Genomic DNA, 17,885 nt, shown 5'->3' on the forward strand with positions numbered 1-17,885 from the left:
TTAAAGGGCCCAGCTTCTGAAGTTGGGCCCTTTTCTTAGTTATTCTAAATATGCTTTTTAAGCACCTCAGTCAAACGATCTTTATCATGAAAACCGACAAGTTTTTCTACAACCTGTCCATCTTTTTTTATAACCATGGTTGGAATGGACATAATACCGAATTCACCGGCTATTTTAGTTTCTTCATCGACATTCATCTTGAAGAAATTTACTTGTCCTTCCATCTCTTCTGATAATTCATCAATAATTGGAGATTGCATGCGACACGGTCCACACCATGGTGCCCAAAAATCTACAATGCTTACTCCTTGTGCTGTTTTCGTTTGAAATTCTGAATCTGTAATTGCCTTAACCATCTTAAAGCCCCTTTCACTAATCACGTTGATAGATGTATCTTAGCACATCAAAAAGGTCTTTGACTATTTATATGCTTACTAACTAATCGAAGTAAACCCTTGTTGAACCATCTCCTCCAGCGTTTGGTGGGGAGTATTCGAAGTGATCGACATGAGGATGATTGCTTAATTGATCTTTGACACCCTGTCTCAATGCTCCTGTACCCTTACCATGGATAATGGTGACCAGTGAATGGTTGGATAGAAGAGCTTGGTCTAAATACTGTTTCAACTTACTCATCGCTTCTTCGTACCTCAAACCACGTATATCTAAAGTCGTTTTTACCTTAGATCCAGCTTGCCTTTGTACATTAACCTTCTGCTTAGGCTCAACCTTACCAATCGGTTTTAGCTCGTCAGCCGCAATCTTCATCTTAATAATGCCCATTTGAACAACATACTCATTTTTTTCAACTTGTTCAAGCACAGTTCCTCTTTGTCCATAGGATAAGACCTCGACATCATCGCCCACCTGAATCTTTTTAGACTTTTTAACCCGTTTTAAGACTTTATTCTTTTTCAAGTTTTCTGGTTGTTTTAATTGATCAAAAGCCTTTTTCTTGTCGATTAAAACATGTTCTTTAATGGTTTGATTTTGTCCTTGGACTAACTGTAAGTCTCGAATTTCTTGCAGCAATTCTTCGGCCTCTTTTTGAGCTTGTTCCACTTTCTCATTAGTCTGACGCTTAGCTTTTTCAACTAAGTCATGCTTTTGCTCAAGATAGCGGTCATATTCAGTTCGTAAATCTTGCCATAAGAGTTCTGCTTTTTCTAAGAAAGCTTGAGCTTCTTTATTTTTTAGCTCACTTTCTCTTCTTTCACGCTCTAATTTAGCAACCATTTCGTTCAAAGATTGACTATCTTGTGAAATTCCTTCTTGAGCCCCCTCTAATACATCTTGTCTCAAGCCTAATCTTCTTGAGATTTCAATAGCATTGGACCGACCAGGTACACCTATCATTAAGCGATAAGTTGGCGATAAGGTCTGAACATCAAATTCCATAGAGGCATTAATTGTTTTTGCTCGTTCATGGGCATAAACTTTTAATTCCGGATAATGAGTTGTTGCTAAAACAGTAGCCCCTACTTTCCTTAAATAATCTAAAATAGAAATAGCTAAGGCTGCACCTTCTTGCGGATCAGTTCCAGAACCGAGTTCATCAAATAAAACGAGGGATTGATAGTCTGCTTCTTCGACTATATTCACAATATTCGTCATATGACTGGAGAAGGTAGAAAGAGACTGCTCAATGGACTGCTCATCTCCAATATCAGCATAAATCGATTGGAAAACGCCTAATTGAGAACCAGAATCGCAAGGAACATGAAGTCCTGATTGTCCCATTAATTGAATGAGACCAATCGTTTTTAAAATAATCGTCTTACCACCGGTGTTAGGACCTGTGATTAAGAGAATATGATAGTTTTCACCAATTAATATATCATTTGCTACAATATCGTCCGAATCAATTAAAGGATGTCTGGCTTGCCATAGAGCTACTTGGTTATCAATTGAAAAAACAGGCTTTGTCGCCTTAATCGCTTTAGCATACTCAGCTTTAGATTGAATAAAATCTAATTGGGCAATCATGGATTGATTATGTTTAATTTCTTCAACATAAGGCGCAATCATTAAAGATATTTCAAGAAGAATTCTTTCAATTTCGGTACGCTCATCTATCTCCAATTGGGCTAAGCGATTATTTAACTCCACAACAACCTTCGGTTCCATAAAGACTGTCTGACCAGTTGCTGACTGATCATGAATGGTACCACCAAATTGACCTTTATACTCCGCCTTAACGGGTAGAACATAACGATCGTTCCTGATAGTTATTAAGCGATCGCTCAACTGATTCCCTTTAGTTTTTAGTAATTGATTCAGTTGGTTGCGGATTTGATTTTCTGTTTGACTTTGATTTTTTCTAATAGCTGCCAATTGAGTGGATGCGGAATTTAAAACCGCCCCCTCATCACTTACCGTTGATTGTATTTCTTTGATAACTTGTGGAAGACTCACGCATTGATCCACCCAATACTTCAATGAAGGATAGATTTTTTCTTCAGCTTCTAAATCAGCAAAAAATTGTGTTACTTGATTGGTAGTAGTCAATAGGCGGCCAATTTGTCCTAACTCCTTAGGGTTTAAAGCAGCTGAAATCTCCAGCCGTCTAAAGGCCATACTTAACGCTACTAAGCGAGGAATAGGTATGTTCTTACCTTGTTGAAGAATTGCTAAATTTTCTTCCACTTCCTCTTGCCATTTTTGAATTGTTTCCAAATCGGTGGATGGCTGCATTTTGAGAATCTTAGATTTAGCCATCTCGGTATTTGCAAAGTGGGAGACTTGCTGAATAATTTTATGATACTCTAATTTCTCCAAAGTTTTACTATTAGTCATCAAAGATTCCCCCTTTCCTATTAATAATCATTAGGATCCCAAGCCAAACTTCCCTACAAAGTCGGTCAAAATAGGCGTGGAATCCACCATTCTAAAAATCAATGGGTTGTTAACAAATTGCTGTTGGATAAATTCTATAGGAATTAACGATAATAAGTATAAAACCATAAATACGATAAAATAGACAACAGCGAAATTGAGTACACCACCAATTAACCGATTACTAATATTTAAAACACTATAATAAGTTACTTTGGTAAATAAAATGGATAATACATTCGTTAACAACCAGCCGATTAACCAGATAATTAGAAAAGTAATCAATTTATAGAAAGTTTGATCGAGTAGAAAAGTTTGAGCTTCCGTATATAGAGCGAGTTGACTATCTGGTTGGACAGCTGGAAATGGTATAATCATCTCCACCCACTTGCTCAAAACATCAAAATATTGTGTAGCAATGATATAGGTAATAATATAACCTAACAATCTTACAATCTGCATAATCATTCCTGACCGATAGCCAGAGTAAAAGGCGAAGGCCAAAATTAAAATTACAATAACACTTAACATAAAGTACCCCCTCTAATGATTTCCTCATTAGTCCTGTTCAAAAAATTCATAATCATTCTATTTCTTTAAAAATTAGCCTAAGCCTAGTCTTTTCTCTAGCGCTGCAATTTTTTCTTCTTTTGTAATCTGGTCTGAAATAGCATTAATTGCCATCAAAATAGCGCGATCTTCTTGAGTCAAATTGGGATCAAGTTCTTTTAATTGTTGTAATTGTTGAGTCAGTAATTGAACAACTGCATCCATGTGCTCTCTCGAACGATGACCCACAATGGTATAGACTCTGCCTTCAATCAATGCCTTATAACGGTTCTTCTCTTCCATGTAATCTCCTCTTTAAGCTTGATTCTCCCACTATTTTACCAAAAGTCCCTCTATAATGCACCTTTCCTATACGAATATTAAAGAAGATGGTAAACTGATAATTATGATAGCCAATTCATAAAAGGTGGGATATAAATGAACAGCGTCACTCTCGAAGTAAACCCAGCAACTCTTAAAGTTATGGAAGAAAATTACCAAAGACACTTAATTGACCCCGTTCCCTATAGCCTCTTTAGAGCTAAATTAGCTTATGTAACCATTACAGCTTATAAATCTGGCAAAGTCCTCTTTCAAGGAAAAGCAGCTGAAGAAGAAGCGCGAATATGGGCTAAAGACTTGCCTCAATCAATCCACATGAATTTTCTCGAAAACAACACTCATTTACCTGACCGGATTCAATTTAAGAATTTAATTGGGTCGGATGAAGTGGGAAACGGATCTTACTTTGGACCCTTGACTGTATGTGCAGTCTATCTTCCTTTTGAAAAACAAGAATTAATTAAAGAACTTGGCGTAAAAGATTCTAAAAATTTATCTGATCATGAAATCGAAAGCATTGCGGCTAATCTCATACACTCAGTTGATTATCATTTAACAATTGCTAATCCACAAAAATACAATCAAATGATTAAAAAATATAATGCTAACGGACTTAAGGCGAGATTACATAACTTTACTATTAAAGAACTATATAAAAAACTATCTCCTGAACAGAAAAAGCAACTTGATGGAGTAATAATTGATCAATTTACGTCAGAAAAGAATTATTACCAACACTTAAAAAACGAAAAGGAAGTTTATCGCGCCCATGTCTATTTTGCTAAAAGGGCCGAATCTATTCATCTGGCCGTTGCTTGTGCTTCCATTATTGCAAGAGATGCCTTTGTTAAAAAACTTCATTCGCTCGGTGAAACTTTTGGCGGCAAACTACCTTCAGGGGCAGGCAGAAATGTTGATCTTTATGCATCAAAATTAATCGACCGCTATGGGATTGAAAGTCTCAATCAAACAGCTAAACTCCATTTTGCTAACACACAAAAAGCTAAAAAGTTAAGCAAAAAATATTGTCATTAAGAAAAAGCTGCCGATTTTTATCGACAGCTTTTTTATAGTCAATGCGAGGGGCATTTATCTAGTCAATTGTAGTTTCAGGAATATTTTCCAGTTGATTGATTAATTTTACATAGCGAATAAATTTAGCTATACATTTTTCTAAATGGTCAACTGTTTTAGGGTCGGTAATGTTCCCTTCAGCATCAAATTTATTTTTAGCACCACCTAGTAAAAATTCATTTCCAGGGAAGACATAAGCATCCACTCTAGGAGACTCCAAAATTTGATCCATATGTAATTGAGCACGCGAGGTCCCTTGTTCCAAATAGGATGCTCCAATAACATACACAGGCTTATGAATAAAAGGTGTAACTTTATAAGATAGCCATTCAATTGTAGATTTTAAAGCAGGTGGAACAGTATGGATATGTTCTGGGGTGGCTATTAATATACCATCCGCTTGAAGTATTTTTTTATTTAATAACTGAATCGCCGGATGATCTGTTTGATCATTACTAGCATCAAACATCGGAATTTGGTTAATTTCAAGAATTTCTAATTCAAAATATTCAGCAAAGTGCCGCTTTATATACTGTAATAATAAACGATTAGACGAAAATTCTGCATTAGAGCCTACGATTCCTACTAATTTCATATTATCCCCCCTTACTCTTTAGCTTCGAACTGTTGATGATAGAACTTGCGAGCTTCATCCACATTTGCTTGATGCCTTTCTTGTAATAGTTCTGTGACACCAATAAATTGAAGAAAATCATTAAAATAAGCTTCTAACTGATTGACCTTATCTGGGAAAACTAAATTCCCTTCTTTATCAAAAGCCTCTAAAGAGTTCCCCATTAAAAATTCACAACCAGGCATAAGCATTGCACGAATAACTGGTGCATTCATAATTGAACGCAGGTGTTGTTGGGCTCTAGAAGTCCCTAAAACACCATAGGAAGTTCCCACAATCATTAAAGGTTTATCCACAAAAGGAAATATATTATAAGATAACCAAGATAAAGCGTTCGTCAAAGCGGCTGGAATAGAATGATCGTACTCTGCAGTAGCAATAACCACTCCATCGGCTGCCTCAATTTTTTCAGCCATTTCAATGATTACCTCAGGTAATTTTCCATCCGCTGGTTTATTAAAGATTGGCAGGCCTCGAACTTCAAGTAATTCGATATTCGCTCTATCTTGAAAATGTTTTTGAATAAATTGTAATAACTTACGATTGGTAGATTCCGTAGAATTATTTCCAACGATGCCAACAATTTTCTTCATATTATTATACCTCCATAGAATAGTATTCCTAATTAGAATAAAGATAATAGCGTCAAGAAAATAGGGGGTAAAAAGATTGCCGGTGTATAATTTAAAATCTTTAATTCAGTAATATTTAAAATATTCATGCCTAAGCCAATCAATAATAGTGACCCTACTGCAATAATCTCATTTACCACTGCTACTGATAAAATAGGAGCTAAAAAGCCTGCTAAGATTACTAATAAGCCTTGGATGATTATTACTGGAATTGCCGATAGTAAAACACCTGCTCCCAAAGATGAACTCAATAGAATGGCGGTAATGCCATCTAAGATAGACTTGGTATAGAGCGTGGTATTATCACCGGTTAATCCACTTTCTAAAGATCCTAAAATAGACATTGAACCAATACAAAAGATCATTGCTGCTGAAATAAAACCTTGCCCTAACTGACTATCAGATCCTGGTTTTGATATTTTTTTTTCAATTAATGAAATCCCATAAGTTACCTTTTGATCAATATCAATTGATTCCCCAATCATTGCTCCTACAACAATTGACAAAATCATAACAATCGTATTTTCTCCAGCTAAGGTGCCATCAATTCCAATTGCGAGCACGCATAAAGCAATACCATGCATCAATCGCTCATGGATTTTTACAGGGATTCCTGCCTTTAAACCCATACCGATTAAACTACATATAACGATTACGATACCATTAATAATTACACCCATCTTAACAAATCCTTCACATAAAATTAAGAGCATCCAAAGGATACTCTTGCTTGACTGGCGTACTATCTCACCTTGACACTTAATTATTATAAAGATAAATTCATGATTTTTCCATAGAAAACCAAGAACTAATTTTATTTTAATAATTGATTGGAATTTAGTAATTTATCAACTTGATCTTCTGCAGCAAAACCATCCTGCCCATCTTCAACCAAACACATATCAATTAAAGTTTCTTTAGAAAGCGATTGGTTCTTTAAATCATCACCATATAAATTAGAGTGTTTGCGGTAAATACGATATAGTTCTGTTACGATCACTTTAAGTACTGCAAAAGCAGGAACACCTAGAATCACACCCGTTACACCAAATATGCGCCCCGCTCCTAACAGAACAATTAAAATTGTAACTGGATGGATTTTTAAATTCGAGCTAAGAATTTGCGGTTGAATAAGTCTTCCTTCAACTAAAGCCTCAATCCCTATAACCAATAAGACCTTTATTAACATAAAAGGAGAGGCAATTAAACCAATAATTATGGCAGGAATAGCGGCAATGACTGACCCAATATAGGGAATGACATTAAGAAAAGTAGCAAGTACTCCTAAAGTAATCGCATAGTCTAGGCCTATAATGGAAAAACCAGCAGCGAAAATCATGCCCACAATAATTGCAACAATAATTTGGCCACGAATATATTGACCAATCTGATAGTGAGATTGATAAATCATAGTCTTAGTCGTTTCTCTATAGCGATCAGGAATATAATAAAGTATTTTAGGGAATAGCTTATAACCTTCTAATAAAAGATAATAAAGTAAGACAGGAATAGTAACTAAGCCGGTTACAACCGTTGAAACCGTACCTATCACGCTACCTAATCCACCAAAAGTCGATGTAATTAGCGGTTGAATTTGCTGGATAAGTCCGTTTAAATCAACACTCCCCTCTTGATTAGCCAGATTAGGAAAGACTTCATTAAAATCAGGTAGTAAAGGAAGCTTGTTAAAAACATCTTGAATTCCTGCTACATATTTAGGTAAATCATTAATAAATGAGCGCGTCTGACTTTGTACTATCGGCACGAGTGTAGCTACACCCCAAGTTACTAATAATGAGAGGCCAATAAAAATTAACCATATTGATAAATGACGGTTTACACCGCGTCTAGAGAGTTTAACCACTAAGGGCGAGAACAGATAGTACATAATGCCCGTTCCAATGAAAGGAAAGGCAAAGAAGTTCAAGAAATCAAAGAGTGGTTGAAATAAATAAGAAATTTGTGTAAAAGCATAGATTGCCAAGACAATTAAAATAAATTTTAATAGCCGAATAACATTGCGATCATTCAAGAATTCTGACTTAAATAAAAACTGATTTAATTTTCGCATCAATACCCTCCTATCCTATATGAATTCATCTCAATCATACCACAAATAGAATTAAAATGATTGGCTTAACTACGATATAAATCTACCCTTATGCTATAATACTTTTGAAGAAGAAAGGAGTCCATCTTATGAAAGAAAAATATTTTTTAGGTGGTTATACCCGTCGAGTTAATGAAGGATTAACATCGATCACTTTTGATTCTCAAAAAGAAACTTTCACAGAAAGAGAGTTAATCGATACAATTCAAAACCCCACCTATCTTGCCCTCTCAAAAGATAATCGCTATTTATTTACAATTGAAAAAGAAGAACCTTTTTCAGGAGTGGCAGTATACAAAAAAAAGCATAATGATACCTGGATTAAAAAAAATTATTTTTATCACACCAAAGCAGCAGGATGTCATCTTTTCTATTTAGATTCTAAAAAAGTCCTCTACCTATCAAACTATCATGAAGGCACTATAGAAATCTATCACTTAAATGATGATGAAATAAAACATATACAGACTGTTACCCACGATGGTTCATCTGTCCATCCTAATCAAACTCAGTCTCGTATCCACTTTACCTCTACTTTCAATCAAGATAAGTTTCTTTATGTTTGTGATTTGGGTAGTGATAAAATTTATGTATATTCCTTAGCTGAGAATGGCTCAATCTCCCATCTTGAGCAATCTTTAAATATTCCAGCTGGAACCGGTCCACGGCATTTAGCAATCCATCCTAATCAGAAATTTATCTACATTATTGGTGAGCTGAATAATACCACGATTTTATGTCATCTAAAACAAAATGGCCATTTAGAGATTATTGAAAGTTATCATAATATTCCAACCGATAGTCACCCAGAAGCCACCGGAGCTGCAATTAGAATTTCAAAAGATGGTAACTTTTTATATGTTTCGACACGCTATCAAGATCAAATTACCCTCTTTGGAGTGGATAAAACTAGCGGTAAGTTAAGCCTTCTACAGAGTATTTCATCATATGGAAAAGTTCCAAGAGATTTCTGCTTATCGCATGATGAAAAATATTTGATTGTGGCTCATCAAGATTCTGATTACCTCACTTTATTTAAGAGAAATTCTGCAAGTGGAACAATTTCTTTAACCGATACAAAAGCTTATGCTCCTGAATGCGTTTGTATATTAGCATTAAATAATAAGTAAATTTCATTAAAAAATATATTCAAAAAGTTAGTGATTAGTTAAAAATCAAAATGATTAGCAGATTCAATAGAATTTGCTAATCATTTTTTTGATAACCTTTTACCTTAATGTCACATACCCAATTTCTTGTCCTTTAGTAACTGAACCGCTAGCAGTAATCTTAAACTCATCGATGACCTCTGAACCATTAACAAAGATAACTAACATCACATTATCCTTACCTGCTGCTTCAATTTCTTGATAATCAACTTCTGAAACAGCAGTGGTTGGTGTTAAGTTATCCCCTTCATTAACCAAAGTATTAAAAGGCTTACCTTCTAATTCCACCGTATCTAATCCCATATGAAGTAGTAATTCTAAATTTTCTATTTGTATTCCCATCGCATGTTTAGTCGGAAAAACATTCATTAATTTACCCTGAACTGGTGAGTAGATGGTTGATTGACTCGGTTGAATAGCGTAGCCATCTCCCATCATTTTCTGAGAAAAAACTTGATCGTTGACTTCTTCTAAAGGAATTATTTGACCATCACAGACAGCATGTAGGCTGATTTTTTTAGCTTTTTTCTTAAATAACCCAAACATTTTATTCCTCCTCTTGACTTCATTTTATCATATTTCTTCACAGACTCCTATTTTAAGAATTGACCACATAGTGACATTTGTTTAATTGTTAGCTATAATAAGCGAGAAAAAGATCACGAGGTGATATATAGTGCAAAACCTAGAATGGATGGAATTATTAAAAATTATCTTCTTAAGTATTGTTCAAGGAATTACAGAGTGGTTACCCATTTCTTCAACTGGACACTTAATTTTAGTTGAGGAATTTATTCAATTAAATCTCAATCCAAATTTTGTTGAAATGTTTCGAACTGTTGTACAATTTGGTTCAATTTTAGCTGTAGTCGTCCTTTATTTTAATAAACTTAACCCTTTGGATTTTAAAAAGTCTAGCCAAGAAAGAAAAAATATCTGGGTAATTTGGTTTAAAGTTGCTTTTGCTACCCTGCCAGCAGGAGTTCTGGGCCTATTGATCAATGATTACATGGAAGAGTATTTTAATACTCCTTATGTGGTCGCTGCTGCCTTAATCATTTATGGTTTTGCTTTCTTGTGGATTGAAAATAAAAAGCCAGCTCGTCATGCTAAACAAGTTAATACTCTTAAAAAGATTTCTTTCCCTACGGCTTTTAAAACCGGTCTATTTCAGGCCTTGTCTTTAATTCCAGGTACTTCACGGTCGGGGTCAACCATCCTCGGTGGACTTTTATTAGGAATGGAAAGAACAGTTGCGACAGAGTTTTCTTTCTTTATGTCAATACCTGTTATGTTCGGAGCTTCTTTAGTTAAGTTAAAAGACTTTGGCTTTGCTTTTACTAGTGCTGAACTTGTTTACCTCTTGGTAGGTATGTTTGTTGCCTTTCTTGTTTCCTTAATCGTCATCCGTTCACTTCTTAAATTCATCAAAACGAATGACTTTAAACCTTTCGGTTACTACCGTATTATTTTGGGTGCCGTTGTCATTTTGTATTATTTATTTAAGTAATCTAAAAGAAATAAGAGTTGACCCTATAGTGACCCCAAGAAGTTGGACCAGAAAGATGCGTACATGTTATATGTGCTTGTCTTTCTTATTTTATTGTTTTCTAAGCAGCTTGAAGTGATTGGCGATAAGCAAATCGGGCTCAGCCAGATCAGGCTTTAAGATACAAAATATATACTTCTAACTTGTTTACGTATAAGGACTTATTTTTATTTCAATTTTATGATTGTTTTTATCTTCTTTTGATTCGCATAAATAATATTTTTTTAAGTTGGTCCATCATACTCAAAGCCAATGGAAGCCCAAAAGCTAGACTTTCGGTCTCACGCTTGGACTTCGGCTTTAAAACTACTCATTAACTAAATTCATAAACGTTTGAATTTAATCAATAAGTTTAAGACCCTCTGGTTTAAGTAGATACAGTTGATGACATACCTCTTTTAAATATAAACGATCATGGGAGACGCTAATAATAGTTCCTGGAAATTCGCTTAAAACTTTCCGTATTTTTGGTTGTGAATTCGGAGAAAAATTTCGCGTCGGCTCATCTAAGAAAAGAAGATTCGCTCTCATCAAATCCATTTTTAAAAATAATAATTTTGCTTTTTGTCCTCCTGATAATTCATTGATAGGGTGAGACATTTCCTCAGGAAGAAAATTCATACTGGCCAAAAAAGTCATTATTTGTGTTAATTCTTCGCTGCTTCCTTCCTTAGCAAGTAATTGAATCGGTGTCAAATTCGTATCAACGAATTCACTATGATTTTGAGGCATATAGGCAGGTATAATTCCTTCTCTATCACCATCTTGATTGAATAAAAGCCACATATGCTTTAAAAGCGTTGATTTGCCCACCCCATTGGCTCCCACAATTCCTATTTTATCCTGTCCTTGAACCGTTAGATTAATGTTTGGTGCTAGTAAACGACCTTCAACCTTTAAATTAAGATTGCTTACCTCCATAATCTTGCGCGAATCAGCAATTGGAATGGAGTGGTTAAAAAATATCTTAATTGGGTCTTCAATTATCACTTGCTGACTTCCTTGTTGATGTTCGCGTTCAAGTCTTTTGCCCAATGACTTAACGGTCTTCATCTTTTTCGCTAGTAGTCGTCCGCTTGCTGAATCCTTAGTATGATTTAAACGATGATGCAAAGCTGACTCAAGCCTTTGTTGACGAGCAAACTTTTTAGCATATATTCTTTCATTTTGCTCAAAGTCTTTTTGCTGACTCGCGATCCTCTTATCACGATATAGAAGATAGTCCTTATAAGCTAATTTCGAAACTGTATGACATGGGTCTTTTCTATGCAACAATCGCTCTAAATGAATAATCGAAGTGGCTGTTGATTGTAGTAGCGATTCATCATGTGAAACAAATAATATTGCTTGTTTACTTTCGCTAATAAATTTTTCTAAATACCTTATTGAATCAATATCTAAATCATTAGATGGTTCATCTAGTAGAACTAAATCCGCTTGCTGAGCTGCTATTCTTAACAGTGATAGTTTTATTTTTTCACCACCTGAGAGGGATCTCACTATTTGTTCAGAATGTAGTCGCTCCCAATCAAAACCTATTTTCATTCCAAATTTGATTATTTTATTATAATCCATTAAAAAGGGATCTACCTTTGCGAAAAAGAACTTTTCAATACTTAAACTAAGATCTTCCTCCTTCATTTGTTGAGGGAGGTATGCCATTTGACTGAAAGAATTAATTTTTTCGCCTTTAATAATTAGATAGTTACTAAGTGATTCATCATTCATTAACCACTTTAAGATAGTCGATTTCCCATTACCTTCTTCGCCAATAATCGCTACTTTTTCGCCGGGATGAATAATAAAAGACAAGTCATCAATAATTTTAACGAAATCCTTACGATGGTATAAGCTTAGACTATTTACCTGTAACATAAAAAAACTCCTTTCTACTCTTGTGCCAAAAATCCATTATTAGCAGCTTAGAATAGAATAGAAGTATCCCCTATGTAACATTTGATACTTTCTAAAAAAGTTCACACTAAATAGAAGTCACTTCTACTCATGCTGCTTTCTTAGAAATTGTTCAAATGTAACACTCCTCTTAATAAGTTACTTTAATTAAAGCATATCTTTTTTTAAAATTCAAATTTCACACTCTAAATACTTATACAAAAAGCTTTCCTTAAAAAAATTTAAGAAAAGCTTTGTATATTATCCCATTGCATTCTCTTTGGTAATTTCAGTCACTCCACCCATATAAGGTACCAATACTTCTGGAATTTTAACACTGCCGTCCGCTTGCTGGTAGTTTTCTAGGATGGCTACAACTGTTCGACCAACAGCTAAGCCAGATCCATTCAAGGTGTGAACATAATTCAACTTGCCTTCAGCGTTGCGGTAACGAATCATGGCGCGTCGCGCTTGGAAAGCTTCTGTGTTAGAGCAAGAAGATATTTCTCGATAGGTATCTTGAGCTGGAACCCAAACTTCAATATCATATGTTTTAGCGGCTGAAAAGCCCATATCTCCAGTACAAAGGGTGATTACCCGATAAGGTAGTTTTAAAGCTTGTAAGATACCTTCAGCATCTTTGACCATAAATTCTAATTCTTCATAAGAACTTTCTGGATGGGCAAATTTAACCATTTCAACCTTATGAAATTGGTGCATACGAATCAGACCTCTAGTATCACGACCGGCTGATCCGGCTTCTGATCTAAATGATGGAGACATGGCGGTAAATTTGACCGGTAACTCTTCCATTGCAATTACTTCATCTCGATAGTAGTTGGTTAGAGGAACTTCCGCTGTTGGGATTAAGACAAATTGACGATCATCACTCAACTCAAAAGTATCTTCTTTAAATTTAGGATATTGTCCTGTTCCAAACATTGACTTTTCATTAACTATATAAGGCGGTATAACTTCGGTATAACCATTTCTAGCCGTATGAGTATCTAACATAAAGTTATAAATAGCGCGCTCCAACCTTGCGCCTAACCCCTTATAGAATACAAAGCGTGAACCTGATACTTTGCCTGCTCGTTCAAAATCAAGAATGCCTAAATTCTCTGCAATATCCCAATGATTTAAAGGTTCGAAATCAAAGTCTGTAATCTGACCCCAACGGCGATTTTCAACATTATCTTCTTCATCTTCACCTATTGGTACTGATTCATGAGGTAAATTAGGTAATCCATGTTCAATTTGAGCCAAAGCAATGTCTAGCTGATTTAAAGTCTCATCTAATTCAGCTATTTCTTGCCCTATAACTTGCATGGCTTGAATCTGTTCATCCACATTTCCTTTATTGCGCTTAATAGTGGCAATTTCTTGCGAAACTTTATTACGGACCCCTTTTTTCTCTTCTACTTGAGTTAATAGAGCTCTTCTTTTTTTATCCAACTCTTTAAATTCATTTAAAATTTCTGTTTTTACTCCGCGATGACTTAATTGCTCAACTACTTCATCCATATGGTTTCTCAAATAGCGCCTATCTAACATCTTAATTCCTCCTTTATGTAATAAAAAAGAGACCTCCGTCTATTTGGGACGAAAAGGTCTCTTGTTCCGCGGTACCACCCGTTTTTAAGAATTGATTTAAATTCTTACACTTGTATCATAACGGCGATGACCGGCTTTATTTATGCTTAGCTTTCATAAAGCAGAATGAATACGTGGATTCACTGAATAAGTGATTAGCTCTCATCAACCGCTAACTTTCTGCTTGACCCTTATTTCAGATACTATTCGTACTAACTATTAAATTTATTATATTAAATAGATTTTATTTGTCAAGCTATTACCATTTAAGTCTTTGAGCCTTTTCAGTATCACGATAATGATGTATGGCTTCCAATCCTTCATAGTTCTGTTGTCTTAGAGCTTCATAAATAATAATATTAGCCGTATTAGATAAATTTAAAGAACGAATATGCTGATCATTCATCGGGATTCTTAAAGATTGATCTTTATGAGCTTGCATAAAATCTTCAGGTAGCCCAGTCGTTTCCTTACCAAAGATAAAAAACTGCTCATCAATCGTTGAATCAGCTAAATTAGCTTCGCTATAAACTCTTGGTGCAAATTTAGAAATCAAGTACAATTTACGATTACCTAAAAACTTCATAAAGGCTGGTAAACTGTCATGGTAAGTAATGTCGACATGCTCCCAATAATCTAGCCCTGCTCGTTTAAGCATTTTATCCTCAGTAGAAAAACCAAGCGGTTCAATCAAATGTAAACTAGTATTAGTTCCTGCGCAAGTTCTCGAAATATTGCCAGTATTAGCTGGCATTAGGGGCTCATAAAGTACGATATGGTTTTTCATCGTTTAACTCCTTTTAGACTTTAACTCTTTTTTATTTTTGAGACGTTCAATAGCTTTTTTCATTTCTTTGATGCTTTCTGGTTCAGATTCCTTCTGCAGTTGGTCATAAATCATACTAATCATCGCTTGATTTTTATCTCTTTGGATTACACTAACAGCATAGGCAGCAGTTGCTCGAATCACTGGTCGTGGATCTTTTTCAATTAATTCAAGCAGATGCGGCAAGGCTGTTCGGTCCCGATAATTAGCCAAAGCGATAATTGCATTTCTTTGCAAGGGCTTCTTGCCTCGCCAAGACCCCGCTAAATGTCCAAATTGTCGTTTAAAGGCTCTATTGCTAAGTGATAACATATTCTTTAATATTGGTTTTACTTCGTCTTGGATAGGCTCCATTTCAGGATGATGATGAAAATCAATGCCCTTGTTATAAGGACATGAAATCTGACAAATATCACAGCCATAAATGACATGAGTCATTTTTCGGCGATAGTCTTCAGCTAAATGTCCTTTGGTTTGAGTCTGATAGGATAAACATTTCTGCGCATTCATCTTACCGTCACCAAAAAGAGCTTGAGTAGGACAGGCTGTCACACAACGATAACAATCGCCACAACCATATGTAACCCTTTGATCTGGCATAAAAGGAATGTTCGTGATAATTTCACCTAAATAAACGTAACTGCCAAATTCTTTAGTGACCAGCAAACCATTACGACCTATAAAGCCCAATCCAGCTCTTTCAGCCACAACCACATCAATCAATTCCCCCGTATCAACCATCGGTTTAAAACGAGCATCAGGAATTTCTGCTTGGATAAGATCAATAACCCTTTGCATACGTTCTGATAAAATATGATGGTAGTCTTCCCCCCAAGAAGCACGAGCAAAACTACCACGACGTTCTTCTTTATTAGAAGCTGGTTCCTTTCTAAAGTTACTAGGATAAGCCAAAGCAATCGAAATAATTGATTGGGCCCCTTCAAAGATTTTTTCAGGATAGATTCTCTCCTCAATGATAGGATGTTCAAAACCAGTGGTATGTCCTTTCGCCTTTTGCTCTCTTAAACTTTCCTCTAAATGGTCAAAAGGTTCCGCTGTCGTAAAACCGATCTTATCCACTCCTAAGTCTTTCAGCGATTTTTTTAAAATGGATTTGACTTTAATAGCCTCTTCTTTTGAGATCAGTTTGTTCAACTCCTATCTAAAAAAACACCATAAACGACATGCGTTTACAGTGCTTCATAATACAAATTTTTACTCTTCTTCTTCGTCTTTAGCACCAATTACTTCAGGTTCTATCACTTCAGTTTCTTCCTCTTCTTCTGGTTCTTCTGTTGGAGCAGAAACTGAAACGATTGTTTCAGTTGAATCTTCTAAGATTTCAACGCCTGCTGGAACTGCTAAATCAGCAATTGTCTTAGTGTCACCAATTTCCATTCCAGTAACATCAATTTCAAATGAGTTCGGAATAGTGTCTGGTTTAGTTTCGATTTCCACTGTATTAAGTGTTTGTTCCACAATGCCAATTTTAACTGTTTCTTCGTTAATAATGCTTAATGGAACTTCAACAATAATCTTCTGATCAGCAGAGATAGCTTCTAGGTCAACTGAATAGAAAATATCTTTTAAAGCTGCTTTAGAAAAGTCTTTCAAGATTACTTTTTGCGTTTTACCGTCGTAGTTTAAATCAAAAACCGCGTTAGATCCTTCTTTTTTTAGAAGTGATTCGAATTCGCGACGATCAACTAATAAAGAAGTTGCTTCTAATTTTTGCCCATATAAAACTACTGGGATTTTACCTTCACGACGTGCTTGTTTAGAAGCACCGGTACCTGTCTTTGTTCTTAATTCTGCACTAATTGCCATATATAAGAGCTCCTTTATAACTTATTGCATATAGAATGCTAGATTTGCTGTAAATTTTTACACATAAATTATCATATCAAAAACCAACTCACAATACCAGTGTTTTATGACTAGTCTTAGTGATTTTTCTATATAATTTTCTTTTTTGCCCTTATTCTTTTAAAAAATAACTACAAACTTAATTTATTTATCTTTGGTAGTGGTTTTTCTACTAGTCGTTTTATCTTTTGATGTTACTTTTTAGCGCTTTTTTTCCTTTTCATAAATATTTGAGGGATTATCTAAATCAATATTTTGTTTATCTTGATTACCTTCTTGAGCAGCCTTAATAAGAGTATAAGTTGACATCTTATAAGCATCACTTGCAATATTTGCTTTATTGGTACTATCACAAGCAGCTAATACAAGAATGGTAATAAGAAATAAACTTAGTCTTAAAAATGGGCTTTTTAATTTTCTAAGTTTTCCTTTCTAATTGCTTGTCTTATAACTAGTTAAATCTTAGTCAACCCTTGTGCGATTGTCTAGTCAATCCCCTTATTCTAGCTAGTCTAATTTAAAATAAAAAACAGCCAATCTGGCTGAACTCTCTAAAAAGTATTTTTTTAAAAAATATGAGATTTTTTGCTAAAAATCTTTAGCTTTATTACAAATACCGCCGGAGGGAATCGAACCCCCATCGAAAGAACCGGAATCTTCCGTGATATCCATTACACTACGGCGGCCTAACGATTACCTATTATACCAAACTCAAATTGCTAAAAGCAAGAAATAAGCCAATAAAAAAGGACTAACAATCTAGAGTTGTCAAACATATGTTACACAAGGTGCTTCTAAATGGGCATGCTTATG

At 35.0% G+C, this 17,885-nt stretch carries 17 protein-coding genes, 1 tRNA gene and 1 other annotated feature; of the genes, 3 read left to right on the forward strand and 15 right to left on the reverse strand.

The window, feature by feature from the left end; genetic code table 11:
- Positions 1-44: 44 nt before the first annotated feature.
- The 4 genes from trxA to zapA form a co-directional block, all read right to left on the reverse strand.
- Positions 45-356 (reverse strand): thioredoxin, encoded by a 312-nt coding sequence (gene trxA, locus ACQV2R_RS07385; RefSeq protein ID WP_428872961.1) that lies wholly within the window; start codon positions 354-356, stop codon positions 45-47.
- A gap of 82 nt (positions 357-438) precedes the next feature.
- Complete coding sequence (locus ACQV2R_RS07390) at positions 439-2,796, reverse strand: endonuclease MutS2 (RefSeq protein ID WP_428892032.1); 2,358 nt, start codon at positions 2,794-2,796, stop codon at positions 439-441.
- A gap of 30 nt (positions 2,797-2,826) precedes the next feature.
- Complete coding sequence (locus tag ACQV2R_RS07395; RefSeq protein WP_428872958.1) at positions 2,827-3,366, reverse strand: CvpA family protein; 540 nt, start codon at positions 3,364-3,366, stop codon at positions 2,827-2,829.
- A gap of 72 nt (positions 3,367-3,438) precedes the next feature.
- Positions 3,439-3,687 (reverse strand): cell division protein ZapA, encoded by a 249-nt coding sequence (zapA, locus tag ACQV2R_RS07400; RefSeq protein ID WP_428872956.1) that lies wholly within the window; start codon positions 3,685-3,687, stop codon positions 3,439-3,441.
- A gap of 135 nt (positions 3,688-3,822) precedes the next feature.
- Between zapA and rnhC the strand changes: the two genes are divergently transcribed.
- The gene (rnhC, locus tag ACQV2R_RS07405; RefSeq protein WP_428892034.1) at positions 3,823-4,761 is read left to right on the forward strand and encodes a ribonuclease HIII; all 939 of its coding nucleotides are present in this window, start codon (positions 3,823-3,825) and stop codon (positions 4,759-4,761) included.
- Between the two features lie 58 nt (positions 4,762-4,819).
- Here the strand turns inward: rnhC and ACQV2R_RS07410 are convergent, their stop codons facing one another.
- From ACQV2R_RS07410 to ACQV2R_RS07425, 4 genes are all read right to left on the reverse strand, one after another.
- A complete protein-coding gene (locus ACQV2R_RS07410) occupies positions 4,820-5,395 on the reverse strand; it encodes an NADPH-dependent FMN reductase (protein WP_428872952.1) in 576 nt (191 codons plus the stop codon).
- Positions 5,396-5,406: 11 nt separating this feature from the next.
- The gene (locus ACQV2R_RS07415) at positions 5,407-6,027 is read right to left on the reverse strand and encodes an NADPH-dependent FMN reductase (protein ID WP_428872950.1); all 621 of its coding nucleotides are present in this window, start codon (positions 6,025-6,027) and stop codon (positions 5,407-5,409) included.
- A 32-nt stretch (positions 6,028-6,059) separates the two neighbouring features.
- A complete protein-coding gene (locus ACQV2R_RS07420; protein ID WP_428885087.1) occupies positions 6,060-6,779 on the reverse strand; it encodes a DUF554 domain-containing protein in 720 nt (239 codons plus the stop codon).
- Positions 6,780-6,880: 101 nt separating this feature from the next.
- Positions 6,881-8,137, reverse strand: coding sequence for an AI-2E family transporter (locus tag ACQV2R_RS07425; protein ID WP_428872946.1), 1,257 nt, complete (start codon positions 8,135-8,137; stop codon positions 6,881-6,883).
- A gap of 128 nt (positions 8,138-8,265) precedes the next feature.
- Between ACQV2R_RS07425 and ACQV2R_RS07430 the strand changes: the two genes are divergently transcribed.
- A complete protein-coding gene (locus ACQV2R_RS07430; RefSeq protein WP_428885089.1) occupies positions 8,266-9,306 on the forward strand; it encodes a lactonase family protein in 1,041 nt (346 codons plus the stop codon).
- A gap of 99 nt (positions 9,307-9,405) precedes the next feature.
- Here ACQV2R_RS07430 and ACQV2R_RS07435 read toward each other — a convergent pair whose 3' ends face one another.
- The gene (locus ACQV2R_RS07435; protein ID WP_428872944.1) at positions 9,406-9,891 is read right to left on the reverse strand and encodes a PTS sugar transporter subunit IIA; all 486 of its coding nucleotides are present in this window, start codon (positions 9,889-9,891) and stop codon (positions 9,406-9,408) included.
- 148 nt (positions 9,892-10,039) lie between these two features.
- Here ACQV2R_RS07435 and ACQV2R_RS07440 point away from each other — a divergent pair, with 148 nt between their 5' ends.
- Positions 10,040-10,855, forward strand: a complete 816-nt coding sequence (locus tag ACQV2R_RS07440; protein ID WP_428873012.1) for an undecaprenyl-diphosphate phosphatase — start codon at positions 10,040-10,042, stop codon at positions 10,853-10,855.
- 378 nt (positions 10,856-11,233) lie between these two features.
- Here the strand turns inward: ACQV2R_RS07440 and ACQV2R_RS07445 are convergent, their stop codons facing one another.
- The 6 genes from ACQV2R_RS07445 to ACQV2R_RS07470 all read right to left on the reverse strand — a co-directional run bounded on the left by ACQV2R_RS07445 (position 11,234) and on the right by ACQV2R_RS07470 (position 17,758).
- Positions 11,234-12,769, reverse strand: a complete 1,536-nt coding sequence (locus ACQV2R_RS07445; RefSeq protein WP_428874646.1) for an ATP-binding cassette domain-containing protein — start codon at positions 12,767-12,769, stop codon at positions 11,234-11,236.
- Between the two features lie 279 nt (positions 12,770-13,048).
- Positions 13,049-14,341 (reverse strand): serine--tRNA ligase, encoded by a 1,293-nt coding sequence (gene serS / locus ACQV2R_RS07450; RefSeq protein ID WP_428872942.1) that lies wholly within the window; start codon positions 14,339-14,341, stop codon positions 13,049-13,051.
- Positions 14,342-14,382: 41 nt separating this feature from the next.
- Positions 14,383-14,606, reverse strand: a binding site (T-box leader).
- A 33-nt stretch (positions 14,607-14,639) separates the two neighbouring features.
- Complete coding sequence (gene trmL / locus ACQV2R_RS07455) at positions 14,640-15,167, reverse strand: tRNA (uridine(34)/cytosine(34)/5-carboxymethylaminomethyluridine(34)-2'-O)-methyltransferase TrmL (protein WP_428872940.1); 528 nt, start codon at positions 15,165-15,167, stop codon at positions 14,640-14,642.
- A 3-nt stretch (positions 15,168-15,170) separates the two neighbouring features.
- Entirely contained in the window at positions 15,171-16,352 is a 1,182-nt protein-coding gene (gene queG / locus ACQV2R_RS07460) for a tRNA epoxyqueuosine(34) reductase QueG (protein WP_428892035.1), read from the reverse strand.
- Positions 16,353-16,421: 69 nt separating this feature from the next.
- Positions 16,422-17,033 carry a 50S ribosomal protein L25 gene (locus ACQV2R_RS07465; RefSeq protein ID WP_428872939.1) on the reverse strand — a complete coding sequence of 204 codons (612 nt, stop codon included), beginning with the start codon at positions 17,031-17,033 and terminating at the stop codon, positions 16,422-16,424.
- A gap of 653 nt (positions 17,034-17,686) precedes the next feature.
- Positions 17,687-17,758 (reverse strand) — tRNA-Arg (locus tag ACQV2R_RS07470).
- Positions 17,759-17,885 lie beyond the last annotated feature (127 nt).

This window comes from Facklamia sp. P12937, assembly GCF_050409505.1.
Lineage (GTDB): Bacteria > Bacillota > Bacilli > Lactobacillales > Aerococcaceae > Facklamia.